This window comes from Pedobacter endophyticus (assembly GCF_015679185.1).
Taxonomy (GTDB): domain Bacteria; phylum Bacteroidota; class Bacteroidia; order Sphingobacteriales; family Sphingobacteriaceae; genus Pedobacter; species Pedobacter endophyticus.
This window is the reverse complement of record NZ_CP064939.1, coordinates 4,802,425-4,827,957: the sequence shown is the minus strand read 5'-3', so window position 1 is coordinate 4,827,957 and position 25,533 is coordinate 4,802,425. Positions and strand designations below refer to the sequence as shown.

21 protein-coding genes are annotated in these 25,533 nt (G+C 41.2%); 7 read left to right on the top strand and 14 right to left on the bottom strand.

Features of this window, described 5'->3' with window-relative positions; genetic code table 11:
* The first annotated feature begins 265 nt into the window (after nt 1-265).
* The 6 genes from IZT61_RS19775 to IZT61_RS19750 all read left to right on the top strand — a co-directional run bounded on the left by IZT61_RS19775 (nt 266) and on the right by IZT61_RS19750 (nt 6,925).
* The gene (locus tag IZT61_RS19775; protein WP_196098728.1) at nt 266-2,512 is read left to right on the top strand and encodes a sodium-translocating pyrophosphatase; all 2,247 of its coding nucleotides are present in this window, start codon (nt 266-268) and stop codon (nt 2,510-2,512) included.
* A 50-nt stretch (nt 2,513-2,562) separates the two neighbouring features.
* Nucleotides 2,563-3,033, top strand: coding sequence for a PIN domain-containing protein (locus IZT61_RS19770; RefSeq protein WP_196098727.1), 471 nt, complete (start codon nt 2,563-2,565; stop codon nt 3,031-3,033).
* Entirely contained in the window at nt 3,017-3,172 is a 156-nt protein-coding gene (locus IZT61_RS19765; RefSeq protein ID WP_196098726.1) for a hypothetical protein, read from the top strand. The genes IZT61_RS19770 and IZT61_RS19765 overlap by 17 nt, the downstream gene beginning before the upstream one ends.
* Nucleotides 3,173-3,402: 230 nt before the next feature.
* On the top strand, nt 3,403-4,860 hold the full coding sequence (locus IZT61_RS19760; RefSeq protein WP_196098725.1) for an amino acid permease: 1,458 nt from the start codon (nt 3,403-3,405) through the stop codon (nt 4,858-4,860).
* Nucleotides 4,861-5,053: 193 nt separating this feature from the next.
* Nucleotides 5,054-6,286, top strand: coding sequence for a porin (locus IZT61_RS19755; RefSeq protein ID WP_196098724.1), 1,233 nt, complete (start codon nt 5,054-5,056; stop codon nt 6,284-6,286).
* A gap of 72 nt (nt 6,287-6,358) precedes the next feature.
* Nucleotides 6,359-6,925 carry a MarC family protein gene (locus IZT61_RS19750; protein WP_196101371.1) on the top strand — a complete coding sequence of 189 codons (567 nt, stop codon included), beginning with the start codon at nt 6,359-6,361 and terminating at the stop codon, nt 6,923-6,925.
* Nucleotides 6,926-7,376: 451 nt separating this feature from the next.
* Here the strand turns inward: IZT61_RS19750 and IZT61_RS19745 are convergent, their stop codons facing one another.
* The 6 genes from IZT61_RS19745 to IZT61_RS19720 all read right to left on the bottom strand — a co-directional run bounded on the left by IZT61_RS19745 (nt 7,377) and on the right by IZT61_RS19720 (nt 14,048).
* Nucleotides 7,377-8,540 carry an RsmB/NOP family class I SAM-dependent RNA methyltransferase gene (locus IZT61_RS19745; RefSeq protein ID WP_196098723.1) on the bottom strand — a complete coding sequence of 388 codons (1,164 nt, stop codon included), beginning with the start codon at nt 8,538-8,540 and terminating at the stop codon, nt 7,377-7,379.
* A gap of 129 nt (nt 8,541-8,669) precedes the next feature.
* On the bottom strand, nt 8,670-9,923 hold the full coding sequence (locus IZT61_RS19740) for an ABC transporter substrate-binding protein (RefSeq protein ID WP_196098722.1): 1,254 nt from the start codon (nt 9,921-9,923) through the stop codon (nt 8,670-8,672).
* Between the two features lie 112 nt (nt 9,924-10,035).
* Nucleotides 10,036-11,565 carry a glutamine-hydrolyzing GMP synthase gene (gene guaA / locus IZT61_RS19735; RefSeq protein ID WP_196098721.1) on the bottom strand — a complete coding sequence of 510 codons (1,530 nt, stop codon included), beginning with the start codon at nt 11,563-11,565 and terminating at the stop codon, nt 10,036-10,038.
* Between the two features lie 63 nt (nt 11,566-11,628).
* Nucleotides 11,629-11,883 (bottom strand): type II toxin-antitoxin system Phd/YefM family antitoxin, encoded by a 255-nt coding sequence (locus IZT61_RS19730; RefSeq protein ID WP_230383775.1) that lies wholly within the window; start codon nt 11,881-11,883, stop codon nt 11,629-11,631.
* A gap of 205 nt (nt 11,884-12,088) precedes the next feature.
* Entirely contained in the window at nt 12,089-12,547 is a 459-nt protein-coding gene (locus IZT61_RS19725) for a deoxycytidylate deaminase (protein WP_196098720.1), read from the bottom strand.
* A 64-nt stretch (nt 12,548-12,611) separates the two neighbouring features.
* A complete protein-coding gene (locus IZT61_RS19720; RefSeq protein ID WP_196098719.1) occupies nt 12,612-14,048 on the bottom strand; it encodes an MFS transporter in 1,437 nt (478 codons plus the stop codon).
* 142 nt (nt 14,049-14,190) lie between these two features.
* Between IZT61_RS19720 and IZT61_RS19715 the strand changes: the two genes are divergently transcribed.
* Nucleotides 14,191-14,817 (top strand): LysE family translocator, encoded by a 627-nt coding sequence (locus IZT61_RS19715; RefSeq protein ID WP_196098718.1) that lies wholly within the window; start codon nt 14,191-14,193, stop codon nt 14,815-14,817.
* 471 nt (nt 14,818-15,288) lie between these two features.
* Here IZT61_RS19715 and IZT61_RS19710 read toward each other — a convergent pair whose 3' ends face one another.
* From IZT61_RS19710 to IZT61_RS19675, 8 genes are all read right to left on the bottom strand, one after another.
* Nucleotides 15,289-17,190 (bottom strand): amidophosphoribosyltransferase, encoded by a 1,902-nt coding sequence (locus IZT61_RS19710; RefSeq protein WP_196098717.1) that lies wholly within the window; start codon nt 17,188-17,190, stop codon nt 15,289-15,291.
* A gap of 224 nt (nt 17,191-17,414) precedes the next feature.
* Nucleotides 17,415-18,233, bottom strand: a complete 819-nt coding sequence (gene murI, locus IZT61_RS19705; RefSeq protein ID WP_196098716.1) for a glutamate racemase — start codon at nt 18,231-18,233, stop codon at nt 17,415-17,417.
* Between the two features lie 810 nt (nt 18,234-19,043).
* On the bottom strand, nt 19,044-19,619 hold the full coding sequence (locus IZT61_RS19700; protein ID WP_196098715.1) for an OmpH family outer membrane protein: 576 nt from the start codon (nt 19,617-19,619) through the stop codon (nt 19,044-19,046).
* Between the two features lie 68 nt (nt 19,620-19,687).
* On the bottom strand, nt 19,688-20,218 hold the full coding sequence (locus tag IZT61_RS19695) for an OmpH family outer membrane protein (RefSeq protein WP_196098714.1): 531 nt from the start codon (nt 20,216-20,218) through the stop codon (nt 19,688-19,690).
* Between the two features lie 176 nt (nt 20,219-20,394).
* Nucleotides 20,395-22,935, bottom strand: a complete 2,541-nt coding sequence (gene bamA / locus IZT61_RS19690) for an outer membrane protein assembly factor BamA (protein ID WP_196098713.1) — start codon at nt 22,933-22,935, stop codon at nt 20,395-20,397.
* A gap of 149 nt (nt 22,936-23,084) precedes the next feature.
* Nucleotides 23,085-23,825 (bottom strand): isoprenyl transferase, encoded by a 741-nt coding sequence (locus IZT61_RS19685; protein ID WP_196098712.1) that lies wholly within the window; start codon nt 23,823-23,825, stop codon nt 23,085-23,087.
* 19 nt (nt 23,826-23,844) lie between these two features.
* Entirely contained in the window at nt 23,845-24,642 is a 798-nt protein-coding gene (porG, locus tag IZT61_RS19680) for a type IX secretion system protein PorG (RefSeq protein WP_196098711.1), read from the bottom strand.
* A gap of 2 nt (nt 24,643-24,644) precedes the next feature.
* Nucleotides 24,645-25,526 (bottom strand): NAD kinase, encoded by an 882-nt coding sequence (locus IZT61_RS19675; RefSeq protein ID WP_196098710.1) that lies wholly within the window; start codon nt 25,524-25,526, stop codon nt 24,645-24,647.
* Nucleotides 25,527-25,533 lie beyond the last annotated feature (7 nt).

The following is a 25,533-nucleotide window of genomic DNA, read 5'->3' as shown; positions in this document are numbered from 1 at the left end:
AGCGTGCCAGGTATTCATCCGATGACTGAGACTAGTGAACCAATGACCAATGAACCAATAACCAAATAGTCATCGGATGAAATAGTAAGCGTGCCAGGGATTCATCCGATGACTGAGACCAGTGAACTAATGACCAATGAACCAATAACCAAATAGTCATCGGATGAATATAGTAAGCGTGCCAGGTATTCATCCGATGACTGAGACCAGTGAACCAATAACCAATGAACCACTAAACTAATCAACCAATAACCAAATATTAATCATGAACTTTCTAGAAAACAATTTAATTTACTGTATTCCGGCGCTCGGGCTTATAGGCATTATTGTAATGCTATTTAAAAGTGCCTGGGTAAACAAGCAAGATGCTGGCGATAAGAACATGCAGGAGCTTGCAGGCTATATTGCCGATGGGGCAATGGCATTTTTAAAGGCAGAATGGCGGGTGCTGAGCATTTTCGCCATTTTTACTGCAGCACTGCTGGCCTATTCGGGTAGCATTACCGAAATCAAGGGCGTACCAATGCATTCGAGTTGGATTATTTCGATCTCCTTTATTATTGGTGCTGTGTTTTCGGCCACGGCTGGATACATCGGCATGAAATCGGCTACGAAAGCAAATGTTAGAACCACGCAGGCCGCCAGAACGAGCTTAAAGCAAGCCTTGAAAGTTTCTTTCACTGGGGGTACGGTGATGGGTTTGGGCGTTGCCGGTTTAGCCGTTTTGGGTTTGGGTGGCTTGTTCATCGTTTTTTTGCAGTTGTTCCATGTAACCAATGCCAATAGCACGGAAATGAGAACCGCAATCGAAGTTTTAACCGGATTTTCGCTCGGTGCGGAGTCGATTGCATTATTCGCCCGCGTTGGCGGAGGGATTTATACTAAAGCGGCTGATGTAGGCGCCGATTTGGTGGGAAAAGTGGAAGCCGGAATCCCTGAGGATGACGTTCGTAACCCCGCCACCATTGCCGATAACGTTGGCGACAATGTGGGCGACGTTGCTGGCATGGGTGCCGATTTGTTTGGCTCATATGTAGCCACAATTCTGGCGACAATGGTTTTGGGACAAGAAATTACGGTTACCGATCGCTTTGGCGGCATGTCGCCAATTTTGTTGCCGATGGTAATCTGTGGATTGGGCATCCTCTTTTCTATTGTTGGAACCTGGTTTGTAACCATAAAAGATGAAAAATCTAACGTTCAAAATGCACTGAACCTCGGAAATTGGTCTTCCATTATTATCACGGCTGTTGCGTCATTTTTTATTGTGAAATGGATGTTGCCCGAAACCCTGAGCCTGCGTGGTTACGAATTTTCGAGCATGAATGTGTTTTATGCCATCATTGTTGGCTTGGTTGTCGGTACCATTATGAGCATTGTTACCGAATATTTTACCGCAATGGGAAAACGCCCGGTTAACTCGATCATTCAACAGTCGTCTACAGGGCATGCTACAAATATCATCGCAGGATTGTCTGTCGGCATGAAATCGACCGTTATTCCGATCTTGGTTTTAGCGGGCGGAATTATGACGTCTTATCACTTTGCGGGCCTTTACGGAGTAGCGATCGCCGCAGCCGGGATGATGGCAACCACCGCGATGCAACTTGCTATTGATGCTTTTGGCCCTATTGCAGATAATGCCGGCGGCATTGCCGAAATGAGCCAGTTGCCACCGGAAGTTCGTGAGCGTACTGATAATTTGGATGCTGTTGGTAACACCACAGCTGCAACCGGAAAAGGCTTCGCTATCGCCTCTGCCGCTTTAACATCCTTAGCTTTGTTCGCTGCGTTTGTGGGGATTGCAGGCATTACGGCCATTGATATTTATAAAGCACCCGTTTTGGCCGGTTTATTTGTCGGCGGAATGATTCCTTTCATTTTCTCCGCACTTTGTATTCAGGCGGTAGGCAAGGCAGCGATGGATATGGTACAAGAAGTTCGTCGTCAGTTTCGCGATATTCCGGGTATTATGGAATACAAGGCGAAGCCAGAATACGAAAAGTGTGTGGCCATTTCTACCAAGGCATCCATCCGCGAAATGATGATGCCCGGCGCAATCGCCTTAATTACGCCCATTATTGTTGGCTTTACCTTTGGCCCCGAAGTACTTGGCGGCTTATTGGCTGGTGTAACCGTTGCCGGTGTTTTAATGGGGATTTTTCAAAGCAATGCCGGTGGTGCGTGGGATAATGCAAAAAAATCTTTCGAGCAGGGAGTGAATATTAACGGTGAAATGTTTTACAAGAAATCAGAGCCGCATAAGGCATCGGTTACTGGCGACACTGTTGGCGATCCGTTTAAAGACACTTCGGGCCCATCAATGAACATCTTAATTAAAGTAATGTCTATTGTTTCGTTGGTAATTGCTCCTTATATTGCTGTTAAGGCAATTCCCGGCGAAAACAAACAACAAATCCGCAAGGAAATACGAATTGAGCAGAAGATGGATAGTTTGGGCAATATTATCACCGATACTTTAGTAAATACAGTAGATACGTTAAGTCGTTAGTTTTGCAGAAGGTGAAACGGTATAACGTTTAAATTTTCGTAAATTTACACATGAAGAAACAGCGGATATATTTGGATACATCGGTTTTTGGCGGCTATTTTGATGAAGAGTTTGAAGAGTTTACAAAGCCTCTTTTTGAGCGCATTGAAAGAGGTGAATTTAAAATACTTCTTTCTGCCGTTTTACAAAGAGAGCTTGAGCCAGCACCCGAAAAGATATTGAATTTGATTTATAGGCTGAAAAGTGAGTATACCGAGTTGCTTAGGGAGGACAACGAAGCGGTGGAATTGGCAACAGAATATATAACCGAAAAGGTGGTTGGACTGACAAGCTTTGCTGACTGTATGCATATTGCACTTGCCACAATCAACCGAGCCGATTTGCTTATTAGCTGGAATTTTAAACACATTGTAAATATTGAACGTATACGTGGCTATAATTACATCAACATAAAAAATGGGTACAAAGAATTGGATATTCGCTCACCACGAGAATTAATGCACTATGGAAACGAAAACTGAAAAGAAATTTGACGCTGTAAGATTTGCCAGAGAGCAAAAAGACAAATTAAGTGCCGAGTTGGCAAAAATGACAAAAGAAGAGATTGTCGCTTACTTCAATAAAGTTAGGTCGGAAAGCCGCATAAAGCCCAATACCTAAAAGCCGAAGGCAATGTTGGAGTGTTTTTTTGAGGATTTTCGTTTAAAACATCCTTTATTGTTTCGTATTAGCAAATGTGACCAGGAATTTTGTTGTATGTTGTAAAATCATAGATATAAAACGGCTATAAGCCTGATTTTGATACAATCTCTTTTAATTTTTCGTAATTTTTATTTAGGTTTACCGCTTATTATCATAAAATCAAACAAATATAAAAGACTAAACAACTTATGAATCTAAAAAAGCCTATTGATGTGCTTATAGCAGAATCTGCTGAAAGTGGCGAGGGGACGCTCAAACGGACGTTGAGCAGTACGAGCCTTGTGGCTCTGGGTATTGGAGCTATTATTGGTGCGGGTTTATTCTCTTTAACTGGTATTGCTGCCGCTGATCATGCTGGACCTGCCGTAACCTTATCATTTGTACTGGCTGCAGTTGGCTGTGCTTTTGCAGGCTTATGTTATGCCGAGTTTGCCTCCATGATTCCTGTTGCAGGAAGTGCCTACACCTACTCTTACGCTACAATGGGCGAGTTTATGGCTTGGGTAATTGGATGGGATTTGGTACTGGAATACGCATTGGGCGCCGCAACAGTGGGCGTTTCGTGGTCGGGTTATTTTAATAAACTTTTACACGAATTTAACCTCGAAATGCCGCTCTATCTCACCAAATCGTTTGCAGAGGTTGATGGCGGTGGTATAAACCTTCCGGCAGTGGTAATCGTTTCGTTGCTTTCTTTAATGCTGATTCGTGGTACAAAAGAATCGGCCAGTTTAAACAACGTTTTGGTAATTGTAAAAGTTGCCGTAGTAATCATATTCATCACACTTGGATGGAAGTTTATCAACCCAGCTAACCATACGCCTTACATTCCAGAAAATACTGGTGTAAAAGGCGAGTTCGGTATCTCGGGAATTGCCGCTGGTGCTGCATTGGTTTTCTTCGCGTTTATTGGTTTCGATGCCGTATCTACAGCAGCTCAGGAAGCTAAAAACCCGCAAAAAGGGATGCCTATCGGTATTTTGGGCTCACTTGTTGTTTGTACCATCTTGTACGTTTTATTTGCTCACGTGATGACGGGTTTAGTGCCTTACACCATATTTAAAGGTGATGCCTCTCCTGCTGCTACAGCATTTAAGGTTACTGGTTACAGTTGGTTGCAAATGGGTTTGATTATCGCCATCTTAGCAGGTTACACTTCGGTTATTCTGGTGATGTTAATGGGACAATCACGTGTGTTCTACACCATGTCGAAAGACGGTTTGTTGCCACGATTCTTCAGTACAATCCACTCGAAATTCAGAACTCCATTTAAAACAAATATCTTCTTTATGTGCTTTGTAAGCATATTTGCAGGTTTTGTTCCGGTAACAGATTTAGGGCACATGGTATCAATAGGTACATTATTTGCCTTTTCTCTGGTTTGCATAGGGGTAATGTTGTTACGTAAAACTGATCCAGACAGGCCTCGTCCGTTTAAAACGCCATTAGTTCCATTCGTTCCGATTATGGGCGTAATTGTTTGTGTTTATCTGATGTCGTCATTGCCAATAGAAGCATGGATCAGATTAGCGATTTGGATGGCTTTAGGCGTTGCAATTTATTTCTTCTACGGTAAAAAGAATTCGGTATTAGGAAACACTGGCAAAGTGGTTGAACCAGTTGATCCACCAAGACCAGAATTATAATAGCATTACGAAATTATTTAAGCCTCGACCAAAAGTCGGGGCTTTTTTGTGTCAAATATTCCTAATAAGTTACCTTTGCAAAAAAAACCAAATGCATCTAACAGTTTCATCATTAAAAAAATGCCTTTTCGCAGTCACAGTATTGATCTTGTCATCCACAACAATCTTTGCCCAACGAACTATTAATGATGTAATGGATTCGACCACAGTAAACCATTTGTTGATTATTTCAAAAAAATATGGGTCGTTATCCTTCAGTGGTTATTTGCAGCCACAGTTTCAGGCCGCCCAATCGAACGGAACGCAAGCCGAATATCAGGGAGGTAACTTCGGGGAATCGACCAATAATCGCTTCAGGCTCCGCAGGGGGCGTTTAAGAGCAGATTACATGCTTTTAACCGATGACGGCAGTCCATCGACCTATTTTGTATTGCAGTTTGATGGTACTGAACAAGGCGTAGCCATTCGCGATTTTTGGGGCAGGTACTACGAAAACAAATGGAAGTTGATGTATGTGACCATTGGCCTTTCTGGTCGCCCTTTTGGCAACGAGCTGCAGCTATCTTCATCCGTACGCGAAGCGCCAGAACGTGGCAGAATGTCGCAGATATTAATGAAATCAGAGCGTGATCTTGGCGCAACGTTCTCGTTTAATCCGCGCTGGAAAGATGCCACGCTTAAAAACTTTGTGCTCGACATTGGAGTGTACAATGGCCAGGGCCTGGCAGGTCCATCCGAATTTGACAACAGTAAAGATGTTATTGCAAGGCTTAGCCACAAGCCTTATACGTTTAAAAAGCTCGGCCTTTCGGTTGCGGGCGGAATTAGTACGTTACAAGGAGGATTAAACCATCGTTTGCCGGTAAGCTATAAAATGGCTAACGTAAATCAGAACTGGACAATGGTTAAAGATTCGTCAGCCAGCAATATCAATAAGGTTGCCCCGCGACGATATTACGGAGCGGATATCCAGTTGGCTACGGCTACTAAAAGTTGGAAATCAGAACTAAGGGCTGAGGTGATTTCTGGCCTGCAAACGGGTACCTCAACTACCTCGACAACGCCCGGCTCTTATCCAACCGATAACAAATCAGTCGCTTTACCCTATTACACCAGGAATTTTAACGGCGCTTATTTCACCTTTGTGCAAACTTTGAATAACACTAACAATCAGCTTATTTTAAAGTACGATTGGTACGATCCAAATTCGAAAGTTAAAGGTATGGATATCACTTCTGCCAAAGGATTATCGGGAGCTGATGTTCGGTTCGACACGTTCGGCTTTGGATTTTTACACCATTTTAACCCCCATTTTAAAGCTGTGCTATATTACGATGTAATTGCCAATGAGCGTACCCAGCTACCAGGCTACACCACTGATAGAAAGGATAATGTTTTTACCTTGCGTACGCAATTTTACTTTTAACCTGAAAGACAATAAGAAGTTAACACTATTTGATATACATTTGCTTAAAATCTGCCCATGGAATTTAATGTAATGAAGTTCGACTTTAACCAAATATTGACTACCACAATGGTTATTTTTGCCATCATTGATATATTGGGGTCCATTCCGGTTGTTATTGAATTGAGAAGAAAAGCTGGCCACATCGAATCAGAAAAAGCTTCTATTGTAGCAACAGCATTAATGATCTTGTTTTTATTTCTGGGAGAATCATTGCTTAAGATTATCGGGCTGGATGTAGAATCGTTTGCCATTGCGGGTTCGTTTGTAATCTTCTTTATTGCCATGGAAATGGTGCTTGGGCTCACTATTTTTAAAGAAGAAGCACCTGAAACGGTTTCTATTGTGCCTCTGGCCTTTCCGCTAATTGCTGGCGCAGGAACGATGACTACCCTCCTTTCGTTAAAAACCGAATATCAAACGCAAAATATCCTCGTTGGAATAGTTTTGAACATGCTATTTGTGTACTTCGTATTAAAAAACACGGAACGCTTAGAAAAACTGTTCGGAAAAACAGGGTTAAATATACTTCGTAAAGCATTTGGCGTGATTTTATTGGCTATTGCCATAAAGCTGTTCAGAAATAATACCGGATTGTAAAAGAAAAATTCGTCAATCATCGCATGAATATCGCAAACGGGCCAGGTATTTAAAAGCAGAATAACTGTCAGTCATCGGATAAATATGGCAAACGGGCTAATATTCATCCGATGACTAAAAAAGCCTTACTTGTAACAATAATTCCGTATATTCATCTAAACATAAAGCTAACCAACAATGAACAGCTTTGAAGAATATACCTTAATCATTGGAGCCATTGCTATTTTGATAGAAGCCGTGAAGTACTTCAAAAAGAATCTTAAATCGTGGTTTGAGCACGGCTAGGTTTAGGTAGGAAACATATGGGCTTTGTGTGCCGACTCACTTTCTTTTCCCACAACGATACTAAGAACACAACGGCTCTACTACTTTGTATTGGCCTTTTGGTCGTTATTAATCCTTTTGCTGTATCCAAACCTTCCGCCTTACTACCCTTTACCTTCAAGCTCTTCTAGCCTTTCTTGATCAATCTTGCTACAAACATGGTATCGGCGTTATTTTCGTAACCTTTTATTACCTCCATTTTTTCTAACTCCAGCGGCAGCACCTCAAGCAAATGGTTTACAACATCTTCGTTTTCGGCAGCAAAGGCCGAGCAAGTAACATAAATTAAGGGCTTTCCGGGTTTTAAATACTTTACCACGTTTTGTGCAATTGTTTTTTGAATGGTGGCAAACTGAGCAATCTTTCGCTCCTCAAAAAAGGTTAACATTTCGGGCGTCCTGCCCCATGTTCCCGAACCGGTGCAAGGTGCGTCGAGAATGATGCCGTCAAATTGATAATGATGAAGAATCTGATCATTGTTTTTCAGCAAATCGAGTTCCTTTTTGTGATATTTGTTTATTCCTGCCAAACGAAAACGTTCATCGAGATTGAGCAGCACCGATTCCCTCAGGTCAGTTACCAGCAATTCCAAAACTGGCTCAAAACTATGCAAAAGCAATGTTTTTCCGCCCGATGCGGCACAGCAATCCCACCATTTTTCCCATTTAGCCGGTTTAAAATACGATCCTGTAAATTGCGACGATAAATCTTGAACCTGATAAGCGCCTTCGGTTAAAATGTTTTCTAATTTCGTTCCATTAGGTAAAGCGAATGCAGTATCAGAAAGCTGCTTGAAATTAACCTCTGCACTTTTCAGTCGCTCGGTAACGGCTATTGTATTCGTTGTGTTTACCCTGATAAAAAGATCGGGTTGCTTAAAAAATGAAGCTAAAAATGTGGCCTTATTTACACTTTCAGAAAGCGCACTATGAAACGTGAAAACATCTTCGAGATTAAATTCAGGGAACTTTTGTGAGATGAGCATTAATTTTTCACTCAAATCTGCGTGGATATGGTCAACCAGATCAGGAAAACAGCGTTCAACCACTAAACTCAGCGTGTTTTGGCACAGAAAATCGCCTACGCTCAACCGTTCTTCGGCCCCTAAATGAGACAAGGCCTTGCCAAGCCTGAAATAGCTGTAAATATGCCGCGTAGCCCATCGCCTATCGGATGATCCCATTTGCTTGTTTTGCTTAAAATAGGCAGGCAAAAAGCGGTGCAGCGGTAAGGTGCCATCGTAGGCACTTAATATTTGTTGGAAAGCCCGAAGCTGATGATCTGCTCTCATAAAAGATAGATTGACGCGAATTGATTGTTTATTAAAGTTATTCAGCTTTTGCCGGAATGAGTGCTGTTATAGGTTTACATAATCAAACCATTGTCACTTAAATTATCGTAAGCTAAAGACTAAACCCACTTAGTCTACCACATTAAGTGCAAAGTCTTTATATTCCAACAGCATTAAACTGGTGTTAATATAGCCTAATTTTTCATCATGAATGAACGAAAAAGAATTATGCAGACCTTTATATTGTTCTTCGGTAATGTGATCCAAATACTGTTCGCCATGCCTATCGAGTAACCGCCCAAAATAAAAACCGATATCGAATCCTTTAAAGGCATATTCTCCGGGCTCGAAACCATAGTGGTAGCGGTACTTTTTTATGAAGGCAACGGTACCGGCATTTTTGTAATCAATTTTATAGGAGGAACTGATGATGGTATTTAGCGCCTGCATTTTTTCGGTGGGATAGTTCTGTTTTACCCAATTTGGGTGGCCAAAAAGGTTAATGTTATAACCGCCGCTCGGCAGGTTTTTCAGCTTGTACAGCTTTTCTATGCTTGGCAAAACAAACGCCCGATCGGATGAGGCGATCACCACAGCATACCGTTTACCCTTGATCATCTTCGTTTCGAATGTATATGCAGATGCATATTCTTGAACGATAAATTTCGTTTTGGTCCGCAGGTAAGTTCTGATTGGGTTTGCAAAAGCTTCGTCCTCAGTTTTCCTGGGGTTAATAATCACCACGATGGTGTTGGCGGCGTTATAATTTTTAGCAATGTACTTCGCTATTTTTTCGCCATGCAAATCGATATTATTAACAATAGAGATTAAGTTCGGATTGTTAAATTCTGACGGGGTTGAGGCCGCTAACGGCGAAACAACGGGAACATTATTTTCTTTGGAATAAGAAGCAATATACTTTAATCCTTCAGGAAATACCGGGCCAATAATGAGATTACTGCGCTTAAAGCGTTCGTTTTTATACAACAACGAAATGTGTGCATTATCATCCTGCGTATCGAAAACATTTAATTGAAAGTTCAATCCCAATGCGGCAGCTGAATCGAGTCCGAGCTTAAATCCCTGGTAAAAATCAATTGGCATTGCATACTTTTCGATATCCGATTTTGTAGCTGCTTTCAGGTTAAGCCCGTCTAGCTTGAAAGGAACAAGTAATGATATGCCGGCCTGGGTAAACTTTTTAACGGGCTTATTCACTACCTCTTCGCTGTCGGTCTGCCTGTCGTTTTTCGAGGGTTTCCCTTTCTTGGGCGCTCGCTCAGTTCTCTCTGTTCGCGACTTTGTAGCCTGCGTTTTAGGCGAACAAGCAGCCAAAACCAAAGCAAATGAAACCAACAACAAATAACTACTTTTCAAATTCATGCCTAGTGTTTTTAACAAAATATGCTAGCAAAGTTTATTCCACCTTGCTAGCATCACCTTTATTTTACGCAGTTTGGACTCCAAACTGAACATTCACAATTCCGGTCAGAAATTATTCCCATTCAATAGTTGCCGGTGGTTTAGAGCTGATATCGTAAACAACCCTGTTTATACCTTTAACTTTATTGATGATTTCGTTTGATATTTTTGCTAAAACCGGGTAAGGCAAATGGCACCAATCGGCAGTCATTCCATCGAGTGATTCTACGGCCCTTAGCGCAATTACATTTTCGTAAGTACGTTCATCGCCCATTACGCCAACCGATTGCACCGGCAAAAAGATGGCTCCGGCTTGCCAAACCTGATCGTAAAGCCCTGCTTCTTTTAAGTTATCGATATAAATTTTATCGGCATCTTGTAATATCGCAACTTTTTCGGCTGTTACCTCGCCAATGATCCGAATGCCGAGCCCTGGCCCCGGGAAAGGGTGACGACCCAATATAAATGATTCTAAACCCAGGCTTGTTCCAACTCGTCTTACCTCATCTTTAAACAAGGTTTTTAACGGCTCTACCACTTTTAGCTTCATAAAATCGGGCAAACCGCCAACATTGTGGTGCGATTTTATAGTTGCCGACGGACCTTTAACGGATACGGATTCGATGATATCAGGATAAATTGTTCCTTGTGCCAGCCATTTTACGTCCTGTATCTGATGCGATTCTTCGTCGAACACCTCAATAAATACGCGGCCAATTATTTTGCGCTTTTGTTCCGGATCTTCAACACCTGCCAATTGACTCAAAAACTTGTCTTTTGCATCTACGCCCTTAATGTTCAGCCCAAAATCTTTGTACTGTTCCAAAACGCTTTCAAACTCATTTTTGCGCAGTAATCCGTTATCAACAAATATACAGTGCAGGTTTGTACCAATTGCCTTGTGCAACAAAACCGCGGCAACACTGCTATCAACACCACCAGAAAGCGCTAAAACGACCTTATCATTTCCCAAAGTCGCCTTTAAATCAGCAATTGTTGTCTCCACGAATGCCGAAGAAGTCCAGTCTTGGCTACAGCCACAAATATCTACCAAAAAGTTTTCTAAAAGAACTTTTCCATCGATGCTGTGGGTAACTTCCGGGTGAAACTGAATGGCGTAAGTATCAGAATTTTTTATGTGATAGGCAGCTACTTTCACGCTGTCTGTACTTGCAATTAATTCGAAATCATCGGCAACCTCAGTAATCGTATCACCGTGGCTCATCCAAACCTGCGAACCGATATTGATTCCTTTAAACAGCTTATTTTCCTGATTAACAAAATTGAGGTTTGCACGACCGTATTCTCTGGAGGATGAAGGCTGAACAGAACCGCCAGAATGTTGTGCGATGTACTGTGCGCCATAACAAACAGCGAGCAAAGGATATTTTAAATGAAACTTTGATAAATCGATTTGTGGTGCATCTTCCTGACGAACGGAAAACGGGCTACCTGAAAATATAACGCCTTTTACGTCAGGTGTTATCTCGGGAAGATTGTTAAAAGGGTATATTTCGCAGTAAATATTTAGTTCGCGAACTCTGCGGGCGATGAGTTGTGTGAATTGCGAACCAAAATCGACGATAATGATTTTTTCTAGCATCCGCAAAGTTAGCAATTAGATGCGAGACTTAAGAGGTGCAAACTGAGATTTTTTGATAGATTTTCATAAACCCAAAAACTCCTCGGTGGTCATTTTGAAATCGTCAGCAAAGATTACTTGCGCCTTACCGTTTAATGGCCCCAATTTACGCTTACCCACCGTTTTTTCTATTTTAGGAGCATTTTCTAATGTAGGAACAAAGTAACCTATAATTTCCTTTTTTTTGCCGTAAGTTACTGCAATCTCACCGCCCGCTTTCACTTCCTCAATTGCTTCAGCGAGATGACTCTTAAACTCTCCAACTGACATTGTTTTCATAATCAAATATACTAAAAACTGATAAAATTATCAATAGCAATAAGCTATGAGCAAAAAAATGAACAACAATTAAAAAAGTAATTTGCAATGAGAAAAAATCAATAACCAATGACCAAGTTTCAATGACCGAAATCCAACGAACGAGTGAACCGATGAACCTGTGAACCGATGAACTAGTGAACCGATGAACTAATGAACCAATAAATTAACTCTCCAACAACTGTACATCGACCCCAAACTTCCTTAAAAAGTCAACGCCTTCATCGCTTGGTAAGCCCTTGTAAGCGGCGTAGGATTTTGAATAATAAACCAACTTAATTCCAGACGACAGAATCAGTCTGGCGCATGCAATGCAAGGCGATAGCGTGGTGTAAAGTGTGCAGCCTTCTATTTTCGAACCGTTTTTAGAGGCATACAGGATTGCATTTTCTTCTGCATGTAAGGCTAATGAGCAGCTTCCCTTACTATCTCTGGCGCAACCTTCCGTTGGCCATTCCTCGTCACAGTTATGCGTTCCTGCTGGGGGACCATTGTAGCCGATTGAAATGATTCGGGTATCTTTAGTTAAAACTGCACCAACATGGGCACGCACACAATGCGAACGGGCGGCCAAATCGGTAGCAAGATTCATGAAAATGGTGTCGAAACTCGGTTTGTCAGTCATGTAAAAAATTAAAAAAGCCACAAAGAAATCAATCTTTGTGGCTGCAAAAATACTTTATTAAAAATTAATGTCCGCCAGAAAGTTTCTTATCGAAACTAATTCCTTGCGAGCGCAGTATACCGCTAACTCTCCAGGCGTAAAATGCCAGGTACGAAAAGCAGATAATACCAACAACATAACTGTACTGGATACCGGTAAATTCAGATACTGCTCCCTGGGCCCAGCTAATGATACCGCCGCCCATAATCATCATGATCAGGAAGCTACTTCCCTGACTGGTGTGCTTGCCTAAACCACTTACCGCCAAGGTAAAAATACATGGCCATAAGGTGCTACAGAATAAACCAACGCTGGTAATGGCATAAACACTCACCATGCCTGTTGTAAACATTCCGATTAACAATGCTGTAATACCAATTGCCGAAAAAATCAATAACATTCTGGCCGGGTTTCCTTTACTGGCCATATCCGCAGCAATTAATACCAGAATAATTAAACCATATACATAAAAGGGAGCAAGATCGTGTTTTGCAATTGCGTTAACGCCCAAGAAGATGGCGAAAGCCAGGTAAGGGGCAATAAACCTTAAAACCTTTTGCGTACTTACGTTATCAGTAAACGCCTCAACGGCACCGGTCCAACGTCCAATCATCATGCTGGCCCAATACAATGAAATGTAAGGTGCGATATCCTTGATTTCAAATCCCAGATCTTTTTCCATGTAAGCAGGCAAGTTGCTCGCGGTAGAAACTTCTACACCCACATAAACAAAGATCGCAATCATACCCAGCACCAACTGAGGATATTTGAGTGCAGATCCCTTAATCGATTTAGTATCTTCAGCAACCGCTTCAACCAATGCTGGTCTATCAGGCAATGAAGATAATTTTAAGAAAAGGGCTACGGCAATAAAGGCAACACCTAAAATTAAATACGGAATTTTAACACTCTCAATGCTGATATCGGTAGAAGCCGTTGCAGCCGAACCAAAAATAGCGAAGCTTACAATAAGTGGTCCTATCGTGGTTCCGAAGTTGTTAATACCGCCAGCAAGTGTTAAACGTTGCGAACCTGTTGTAATTGGCCCCAAGGCAATAGCTAATGGATTTGCAACAGTTTGCTGTAACGAAAAGCCGAGCGCCACGATAAACAAGCCGGAAAGCATTAAAGGAAACGAGTGAAGATTTGCCGCTGGATAAAACAATAGTGTACCTAACGCTGAAATCACCAAACCCAGTGCCAACGAATTTTTATAGCCTAGCTTGTTGACAATATCTTGTTTCATTAAAACAGAAATTGCGTTGTAAATTAACGCCCCAACGGTATAAGCAATGTAAAATGCTAGAGAAACCAATTGACTTTCTGCCTGGGATAAATCGAAAGCCTTTTTAAATACAGGAATCAAGATATCATTACTCGCGGCTACGAAGCCCCAAAAAAAGAATACCGTAACGAGGGGAATGAATTGGCCCCACTTGGTTTGCGTTTGTTCTGAACTCATTTTAATAATAGTTTTAGTGGGGCTAAACATAAATAAAAAAAAACGAAAAATTAGTAACTTTTATGCAACCTGCACAATAAAATAAATACCGTATGTTTATGTATAAAATTGCATATTCGCATATTATAAAACAATACAATACATGTTTGAAGCCATATTATTAGGTATTGGGGCAGGGATTATATCGTCGTTTTTAACAGGTCCAGTATTTTTTGCAATGATTAAAACCAGTATAGAAAGAGGCTTCATGGCCGGATTTTCATTGGCTATTGGTGTTATAATTAGTGATGTTATTTTGATTGCCATTGTACTGTTTGGCAGTCAGTTCTTAGAATATCAATCAAGCTTTGATAAATATGTTGGAACAATTGGTGGCGGCTTTCTGCTGGCCGTGGGCATATATTATCTGGTATCGAAAATTAAGGTAAATTATAACAATGCCACTTTGCCAAAGGTGAGCAAGCGTAGTTATGTGCTTAAAGGATTTTTAATGTGCATCCTTACCCCTTCTACATTAATGTTCTGGATTATTGTGAGTGGCATTATCTCTGTAAAGCTGAATAACATGCTCAATGAAAAACTGGTTTGCTTCTTTATTGCGATGGCTACCCAATTAAGCATAGACGGTGCGAAGAGTTATTATTCCAGCCGACTTCGTTATAAGATCAAAGAAGATGCGCTTAAAACCTTAAATAAGATTGCCGGTATTGTAATCATATTTTTTGCTTTCTGGCTGATCTATAAAACATACGTACAGTTTTATGCGTAAAGAACTCACAGTCGTAGCAAGAAGCTATCAATGCTATTAAGTTAAAAATAAAACGAAAATATTGTCATCCTGAGTTTTAATTTGTTTCACAAAGATCAATATGATCCGATAGCTATCGATGACGTAAAATATTCTTGCCGTCCTTCCCGCGCAGGCGGGAATCTTAAAGCGTTGCGCTATTTTTTTGTATTAAGATTCCCTACCGATAGCTATCGGTACAAGCTGGGAATGACGACCGTTCATGTAAAAGATTATAAATAGCGTGTTGCAAAACAACGTCAATAGTAGCGTAGCCGAAGGACAAATATTTTTTGTTTTTATATAGAAAAAAGTCTTCGACTAAGTTTTCTGAGCTTAACTCAATAGCCTTGGAGACGTTACGACTAGATTTAGGTGTAAAAAAAAGAAGTCAAGCTTTAAAAGCTTGACTTCTTTAACATTACAATTTAAGTCCCTTCAGGGATTTAAAAGCTAATAAGCTCTTTGGTTATTTCCTTCTTTCCAGTTAATGAAAGCCTTATTTACCACTTTGTTGCCACCTGGTGTTGGATAGTTTCCTGAGAAATACCAATCGCCTTTGTTCTTCGGACACGCTTCGTGCAAGTTCTCTAAGCTTTGGTAAATCACCTCCACTTCGGCAACGGTGCCTTTTGGCGTGATAATCTCTGCAATTTTCGCCGAAATTTCCTCCGGTGTAAATGGCTTATAAATATCTTTTACATGGTTTACAATTTCTTCTTTTGGCAACAATAACGAAGCTTTACATTTTGCATAAACATCTTCGATAACCTGCCACATTCCACGCTCGGTAAGTAACTGGATTGCGGCATCGAAAGCCACGAACTGCCCCATTCTACTCATATCAATTCCGTAACAATCGGGGTAACGGATTTGAGGCGCCGAAGAAACGATAATAATCTTTTTCGGGTGTAAGCGATCGACAATTTTAATGATGCTTTGTTTTAGCGTAGTTCCGCGAACGATGGAGTCGTCCAGCGCCACTAAGGTATCTTTGTAATTATTTACAATACCATAAGTTGTGTCGTAAACATGGGCCACCATTTCACTTCGATCGGCATCTTGCGTAATGAAAGTTCTTAATTTTACGTCTTTAACCGCAAGCTTTTCAACTCGAGGAGCCATCGAAAGCAGATCATCCAACTGTTCGTCGGTTAATTGCTCTTTTTTCTCTATTAGTGTTTCCTTCTGGTGCCTTCTAACATACTGCTGAACGCCATCAACCATACCAAAAAATGCAACTTCAGCAGTATTTGGTATGAAAGAGAAAACCGTATTTTTCAAATCATAATTAACCCGTTCGAGAATTTTTTCGCTCAGCAAACGACCTAATTGTTTACGTTCGCGGTAAATTTCAACGTCGCTTCCCTTTGAAAAGTAGATGCGCTCGAAAGAGCACGAAAGTCGTTCGGTAGGTTCACGGAATTGCTCCATGCTCACTTCACCGTTTTTCTTGATAATCAGGGCGTGGCCGGGATCGATTTCCTTTACATCTTTAAACTGGATATTGAAAGCGGTTTGTAGCGCTGGTCTTTCTGATGCAGCCACTACAATCTCGTCATCGTAATAGTAATACGCGGGTCTGATACCAGCAGGATCACGCATTACAAACGAGTCGCCATTCCCCACCATTCCGCAAATGGAGTAACCTCCATCCCAGGTTTTGGCCGAGCGACGCAAAATGTTCGCAATATCTAAGTTCTCAGAAATTTTATGTGTAATGGCCACATTATCATGGCCCTCTTTTTTATATTGATCAAAAAGTTCCTGATTTTCATCATCCAAAAAGTGACCAATCTTCTCTAAAACAGTAACCGTGTCGGCTTTCTCTTTTGGATGTTGGCCAAGCTCGTATAGTTGCTCCAATAACTCATCAACATTGGTCATGTTGAAGTTACCAGCAATTACCAGATTTCTGGTCATCCAGTTGTTCTGCCTTAAAAAAGGGTGACAATTTTCGATGCTGTTCTTACCATGTGTACCATAACGCAAATGGCCCAATAAAACTTCGCCGATAAAGCTAACGTTGTTTTTGAGCCATTCTGTATCCTGCATTAACTCAGGCGTGTTTTCTTGTATATCTACAAACTTGTTTTGCACGTATTCGAAAATATCGGCTACTGCATTGGAGGCCATGCTCCGGTACCGGCTTATATACCTACTGCCCGGCTTCATATCCAACTTAATGGTGGCAATACCTGCGCCATCCTGGCCCCGGTTATGCTGTTTTTCCATTAAAAGGTATAATTTGTTAAGGCCGTAAAGTGCTGTCCCGTACTTTTGCTGGTAGTAAGAAAGTGGTTTTAACAGGCGAATAAAAGCGATTCCGCATTCGTGTTTTATCTGATCACTCATTGTGTGTGTTATGAAGCCGCAAAGTTATCCTTTTAAACAATTACAACCTAAACAAAAATGTTTTCTTTTGTCAATAGCGGGTTAATTCTCTCGGTAGCTAACAGTTCTCAGTTTGCAGTGGCCAGTTGGCGATTTTCAGTTCATTGGTGGCATCAAGTCATCCGATGAATATTGGCATATCGCATATATTCATCGGATGACTGCAAATCCGACAATTTAGCAATTCACATTTTCAACGACTTCAGCGCTTGGCCAAAAAAGATAGAGGCATGGGCATTAAACGCTTCGGGATCGCCGCTTGTATAAAACCGCTTGTCGCCATCTTTAGCCAGTTTTTGCTCAATTTCGGGATGCCGCTTAAGATAGTCGATCAGGCTATTGGCTACAATTTCGCCTTGCGTTAAAATTTCAATGTAGTCGGGAAACACGTTCCGCAGCTTTGGCAGTAACAACGGGTAATGCGTACAGGCCAATAAAACGCAATCAATTTCTGCCGATTGCTGCATCAATTGCTCGCAGTATTCGTTAACAAAAAAATCGGCCCCAGGTTGAAGATGGGCATTATTTTCGATTAAAGGCACCCACATGGGACAACTTTGCTGATAAACCTTTAAGTCGGGGAAAAACTTGTTAATCTCCATTAAGTACGATTTGGAATTAACCGTGCCGCGGGTTCCCATTACACCTACATGCTTGCTGGAAGTAAAAGAACCAATAACCTCGGCAGTTGGCCTAATAACGCCCAACACACGCTTATCAGGATACATTGCAGGCAAATCTCGCTGCTGTATGGTGCGCAAAGCTTTCGCCGAAGCTGTATTACAGGCCAGAATAATCAATTCGCAGTCGTTCGCAAAAAGCCATTCAACGCATTCTAAGGTGTATTTGTAAATGGTATCGAATGAATGATCGCCATAGGGCGAACGGGCATTGTCGCCAAGGTAAATATAGTTGTACTGAGGCAGCTTATTGGCAATGGAGCGAAAAACGGTTAAGCCCCCGTAACCGGAATCGAAAATACCTATGTTCGCTTTTGCCTGCATTGCGGTAAAGATATTGTTTTATTGCGAATTGTTGGTAAAATGGTAATCGGCGGTTTGTTTAATCGATTAACCGTTAAATTGTTTAATTGTTTGAACTGGTTAATCGATGCGCTATCAATAGAAACAGACAAGGCGGCTAAAAAACTGTCATCCTCGGATGTCAGTTTTTGAAAAAAAAGGAGTTTGGATGTGTTTTTTCAGGCTGTCATCCTGAGTTTTAATTTTCTAGCGAAAAAATCAATATGAGTGAGATTTTTGAAACGGTCGTCTTTGCGAGGCACGAAGCAATCTATTCTGTAATAAAAATCGCTAATAAGATTGCTTCAATCGATGAAAAATCGATTTCGCAATGACGAAAACGTCAATAGTAGTGCAACGAAGATCCCCAAGCGATGAAACGCAGAACCTTAAACAACCTGCTGCTAAAGAGGGTAAGTCGGTGGGCGGGAACGATGAGACGGAGGTTACAGATGCTTTCCCGAGAAATCCTATCGTGTGGACACATTTCGTTTTCTGCGCTGTCATTCCCGCGCAGGCGGTCCCGAAACTTCGGGATTAATGCTGGGCGCCCAATTTATTGCGCATTAGGATCCCCCTACCGATAGCTATCGGTACAAGCTGAGGATGGCTACCGTTCATGTTAAATAGCCCATAAAACCAAAAAGTGTGTATTTAGCAATCGGACAACGTTATAAGGCGGCTAAAAGCCTTTTAGAGCAATAATAAAAAAAGCGGAACCAAGTTACCTCGATTCCGCTTTATATTTTGCTTAAGCTTGGAGACTCACGACTCCGAACGAAAGACTCAGTACTATTTCTTAGGTGCTGGTTTTGCTGCAGTTGCAGTAATTCCTAACTTAGATTTAACCGCTCCAGTGATGTCCTCACCACCTTCCCAGAAAACCAAGTTGTTACCACCTTGACCGTTTGCGATATCGAAAACGTAAGCTAAGCCTTTTTCTTTTGCTACAGAAGAAATTGCACCTGCAACTTTAGCTTGAATTGGCTGGAATAATTCGCCTTGTTTAGTACCAACCTCTTGCGATGCTTTTGTACGGGCATCTTCAATACGTTTTTGCAAATCTTGCAATGCCTGGCCAGCAGCTTGTAGCTCTTTACCAACTTGCTCTTTGTTTGCTTCGCTTAAGGTTTTTTCTTTTGCCTGGGCAGCAGCTAATTGAGTTTGATATTCTTTAATCATGGCATCAATTTCTGCTTGTTTGCTTTTACCCAAATTCTCTAGTGTAGTTTGTGCCGTTTTTGCTTCAGGAAGGTTTGCAAAAACATCTTCCGAATTAATGTGACCTAACTTTTGTTGCGCACTTGCCATATTCGCTGTAAACAATAATCCTGCTGCTACAAAGAATACGTTAATTAACTTTCTCATCTTTCTATTTTACTTTTTTTTATTTTTCTTGTTTGTTTGTTTTCTCTTAAATTCAAGGCTCGAATATACTAATTATTCGCACTCCCTGGTTTATATCCTAATTTGACGATCACATCATTACTTACATCGTAACTGCTGCTTGCGTAAATCATCATGGTTGCCTCGCTGCTTTTATCGAAAATGAAGTCGAGGTATTTGCCTTTGGCAATTTGCTTAATCGCTTCGGCAACCTTGTCTTGGATGGGTTTGATCAACTTCACCCTGCTTTGGAACAAATCGCCATCGGGCCCAAATTTTTGGCGCTGAAACTCTTTGGCCTGTTTTTCTTTTTCAATAATTTCGTTCTCACGACGTTTGCGCATGTCGTCAGTTAATAAAACCTGATCGGCCTGATAGGCTTTATACATCCGGTCTATCTCCGAAAAATTCTGATCAACCTGCTGTTGCCATTGTTTCGAAGCAACATCTAACTGGTTTAAGGCCGATTTATATTCTGGCAAATGCTTCAGAATATATTCTGTATCTACATAGGCAAACTTTTGGGCAAAAGCGCCGAAAGATGTGCAAATTAGAAATGCAATTAAAAGATATTTTTTCATTTGTGTGTGTGTTTTAACGCATGAAACATCCAGATTCTCTTTTTAATGCCAGATAAAGGCAGATCTTAATGTGTCATCTTGTTGTATTAATAATATAGTTTACTAACCTAAGCTTTCTTTAAACTCTACTTGCAATGATTTATTGCATAATTAATTATTTTTTTACGCTTTATCAATTAAAATCCACCTAATTGTTGTGCAATACTGAAGTGGAACTGACCTTTGTTGGCATCAGGCAAGCCCGGAATGGTATCAAAGCCGTAACCATAATCAATACCTAACAAACCGAAGATAGGTAAAAAGATCCGAGCACCTACACCAACCGATCGACGGATGTTAAAAGGATTAAAGTCGCTGAACCTGTTCCAGGTGTTACCACCCTCGGCAAAGGCCAAAACAAAAGCTGTTGCTTGTTGACTTGCGATTACCGGATAACGTGCTTCTAACACGTATTTTGTATAGATCGGGCTACCCGACTGTTGTGCAATGTTCGGATCGGACCCTACTGGGATGACGGTGTTGTTTGCATAACCACGCATGGCAATTAATTCTGAACCTTGTAAGAAATCGAAGCCTTGCATACCGTCGCCACCGAGTTTGAAACGCTCAAACGCTGATTGACCAACTGCTCTGTTGTATTGACCCAAGAAACCAAATTGCGCCTGTGCCTTAACAACGAGGTTGCCCACAATACGTTGATACCATTGCGAATCGAACTTCCATTTATGATATTCGGTAAAACGATATTTCTCTTTATCTGATGCCGTTGCATAGTTCACTTTGTTAAACAATGAGTATGGCGGCGTTGCCTGAATAGTGAAACGTAAGAACGATCCTGATTTCGGAAAGATTGGCGAATCTCTCGAGTCGCGGCTAATCTCTTGCGATAAGTTTAAGTTATACGATGTACCGGTACTAAACAAGTAACCACCGTAGTTATTTAACACATACTGCTGCAAGTTAACTGCGTGGCTTAACTGGAAATAGTTATCTGGCCAGTTCAACCTTCTACCTAAACTTACGGTAACACCGTTTAAACGGATTTTTTGGTACGACGCATTATCTGAATTTAATCCGTTCGATTGCAATGAGGTGAATGCACTAACACCAAAACTTACCGGTTTTTCGCCACCGAACCAGGGTTGAGAAAATGAGAAACTATACGATTGATAATATTTACCATTCGTTTGTCCACGTAAGCTCAGTTTCTGACCGTCGCCTTTTGGCAATGGCTTGTAGGCTTTTAAGTTAAATAAGTTGCGTAGCGAGAAGTTGTTAAAGGTTAAACCGAGCGTACCGATGATACGGCCACCACCAAAACCTCCCGATAGCTCAATCTGATCTGACGGTTTTTCTTCAACTGCATATTCAATATCTACTGTTCCATCGGCCGGATTAGGGCGTGGGGTCGGAACGGTTTTCGATTCATCGAAGTTACCCAACTGGCCAATCTCGCGAATGGTCCGGATCAAATCACTTTTGTTAAACTTTTGTCCCGGTTTGGTACGAATTTCACGCAAAACCACTTTATCGTTTGTAATCGTATTTCCTTTTAGGGTAATGCGGTTATTGGTAAACTGCGGCCCTTCGTACATGCGAAGCTCAACATCAACCGTATCGCCACGAATGGTTTTTACAGGATCGATGTTAAAGGTTAAATATCCGTTATCGGTGTATAAACTGTTTACATCGCCGCCGTTTTCGCCGCCACCGTTCAGTTTTTTATTCAAACGTTCTTCACTGTAAATATCGCCTCTTTCAATCGTTAATACTTTGTTCAGAATGCTATCGGGATAAATGGCGTTGCCCGCCCAGGTTACGGCACCAACATAGTATTTCTTACCTTCGTAAAGGTCCATGCGAATGTTAACGCGTTTTGTGTTATATTGATAGATGGTATCTTTTAAAAGCGTAGCATCTAAATAACCTTTTTCACGCATTTTATCGATCATCTTAATCTTGTTCTCCTCATACTTCTCTTTTGAGAATTTTCCAGAACCCCAAAAACGCCACCAAGCAAATTGCTTAGGGTTTTTAAGAAATTTTCTGAGTTTTGAAGATTTAAAATCCTTGTTTCCGGTAAAATCGATGTGCTGTACTTTTACTCTCGATCCCTTATCGATATAAGTTTCCAACACCACACTATTTTCGGCATTTGGATCTTTACGGGTTTTGTAATCTATTTTGGTAAAGAAAAAACCTTTATCCAACATGTATTTTTTAATGATGGCCGTTGTGGTGTTGTATAAGTTATCGTTTACAATCTTTCCGGTTTTATCATTTAACTTTTCTTGTATTGCTGTTCTTTGCGATTTGCTGATGCCTTTTAAATCGATTGATGTTAAACGGGGGCGCTCAACCACTTCGATCTCAAAGTAAACAGAATCCTGAACAAACTTTTCGATGTTAATTTTCACATCATCAAACAAGCCCTGTGCCCAAAGGGTTTTAATGGCATCAGAAGTGGCTTCGCCTGGCAGTACCACTTTATCACCTTTGGTAAGTTTAGATAATGTAATCAGTACTTCCTTATCTAAGTATTGCGTTCCGGTTACTACGGTTCCGCCGATAATGTATTCTTTTGGACTAAAATAATCGAGATCTAAGCCTCCAACTTTTAAAGATGGGGATGCCGGGGCCATCCCCGGAGGACGTATTTGAGCAATGGCCGGACTAGCTAAAATAAGTAGGATTAAAACTTGAAATATTCTTTTCATCAAAATAATTTGTTCAGTAATGGCCACAATTTACGATAGTTGAAGAGCAGTTTAATACTCGTTCACGCTGCCTTATCATGGTTTCATTTATCGTATAAAAGTGGTGCTAAGTTAGTTTAAACGCTTGTTAAAAAGTGTTAAAAGAAAAATTAGTTTAGTTGTTCGCTAATTTTGCCAAAACGGCGTTCGCGTTTTTGGAAGTCGACAATGGCCTCAAAAAGATCTTCGCGTCTGAAATCGGGCCATAAAACATCGGTAAAATAAAACTCTGTGTATGCCATTTGCCAAAGGAGGTAATTGCTGATGCGGTGTTCGCCACTTGTTCTGATCATCAGTTCCGGGTCGGGCATATTTACGGTGGTTAGTTTAGATGAAAACAGGTCTTCATCAATATCATCAACAGAAATTGTATCATTTTTAACTTCTGCGGCTATCTTTTTTGCTGCCTCTAAAATTTCCCATTTAGCGCTGTAGCTTAAGGCCAGCGTTAGGGTACATTTTTCGTTGTGTGCAGTTTTGTCCATCGCTTCTTTTAGGTCGTCGATGCACTCTTGTGGAAGCGATGCAATGTTGCCAATGGCATTAAGCCGAATGTTATTTTTGTTGAGGGTTTCGGTTTCCTTGTTTATTGTAGAGATCAGAATCTGCATTAATGCATCAACCTCCTCTTTCGGTCTGTTCCAGTTTTCGGTAGAAAAAGCATAAAGCGTGAGGTATTCAATGCCAACCTCTACGCAACCTTCTACAATATCTTTTACTGACAGTACACCCTGTTCGTGCCCAAAAACCCTCACTTTACCCTGGCCTTTTGCCCATCGGCCATTGCCATCCATGATTACAGCAATGTGCTTTGGCAGGCGCCTATCGTCTATTTGTTCTTTAAATCCCATTAATTATGTCAAAATCAGCTTAAAAGGAATAGCATTTTGAGGATACAAAGGTAAAAGATATGCCAACACTAACAAATAGATAAGTGTCCCTTTTTCTAAAATCTCCTCTTTGGGTGCCGGCATAACCAGTTTGATTAAGAGAAGGATCGGATAAATTGAGCGTATTTTGGCCCTTACCCACAATAACGGGGTTAACGGGATACCTGTTGCTTACGTCGTCAATATAATCGGTTAAGGGGGTTCTATACCCAATTTCGCTAAAAATACTCCAGGTATCTTTATAATTATACCGTAAGCCAACGCCATAAGGAACGGTTAAAACCATGTTGGGATATCCGTTCGGTTGGCCCTCGGTAGCCAACTGATCTAATCGATAAGTTTCTCCGTCGAATTTTACCTTTGGCTTGAAGATTACAACACCTACGCCCGCAAAAATGTACGGTGTAAACTGCCTGGTACCGCCTCCCAATGAATAATTAAAGAAATTAAAATCTACCAGGGCGCTGAGTTCGTTTAATGAAGTTTCGAATGCCAGATTCCGCTCTCTGAAATAAGCATTGTCTGATTTATAATCAAAAGCGGCAACTTCGCCGTAGGTGTAGTTAAGGCGAACGCCCAAATATTGGTTAAAATTACGTTTACCATAAAGGCCGCCGGAAAGACCGCTGATTTTGAGCGGGTTGTTTTGGTTCAGATCGCCCATGTAGCCAGCGCCGCCCGCCATGATACCTACCTCCCAGGTGCCCTCTTGCGCTGTAGAAACCTTGGTGCATACGATAAAAAAAAGAAAAATGGCTACTATTTTGCTTAGCGTCATACTTAATAGTTACGGGTATCAATGCCCCATAATAATTTATTCCTTAACGTAGTTAAGTAGGTTTCATTGTTAAGACGAATGAGATTTATGCAAAAATCGGCTTTTTTTATGGTTATTTTTACTGATCGCTCCACTGTTTCGGTTCTGCTATCGCACGAAACGAGGAATTTCGATTCGCGGGCTTCCACTTCAAACGACAGGCTATTGTCATCGGGCAATACAACGGGCCTTACGTTGAGGTTGTGCGGGGCAATTGGGGTAACTACAAAATTCTCCGAATCGGGATAAATAATCGGCCCGCCGCAGCTTAACGAATACGCTGTTGAGCCGGTTGGGGTAGCAATAATTAATCCGTCGGCCCAATAAGAGTTGATGAATTCGCCGTTCATTGATGCATGAATAATCATCATGGCCGAGTTATCTCTACGGTGGATAGTAATATCGTTTAGTGCAAAGTTTTCTTCGCCAAAAAGGCCGTTATCCGACTCTAATGTAAGTAAAGAACGGATATCTAAAGTATATTGGCCGTGAACGAGGGCTTTTAATGCGGATTCGATTTCGTTTTTATTGATGCTGGCCAAAAATCCCAACCGCCCGAAGTTGATCCCGATTACAGGGATGCCGGAGTTGCGGATCAGCGAAAGTGTATCGAGTAGAGTGCCATCGCCGCCGAGGCTCAGCAATACATCGGCACGTTGTTTTAGCTCTTTATGGTTATGAAAGATTAATGCATTATCCGGAAGCTTGATTTTACCGTTAAGGGAGTTTTTAAACTTGGAGTACAAGACGGGCGAAATTTGATGGGCCGCAAAAAAATCGAAAACCTCCTGCACGTAGGGCAATACCGTATCGTTAAAATCTCTGCCGTAGACTGCAATCCTCATAAATCAG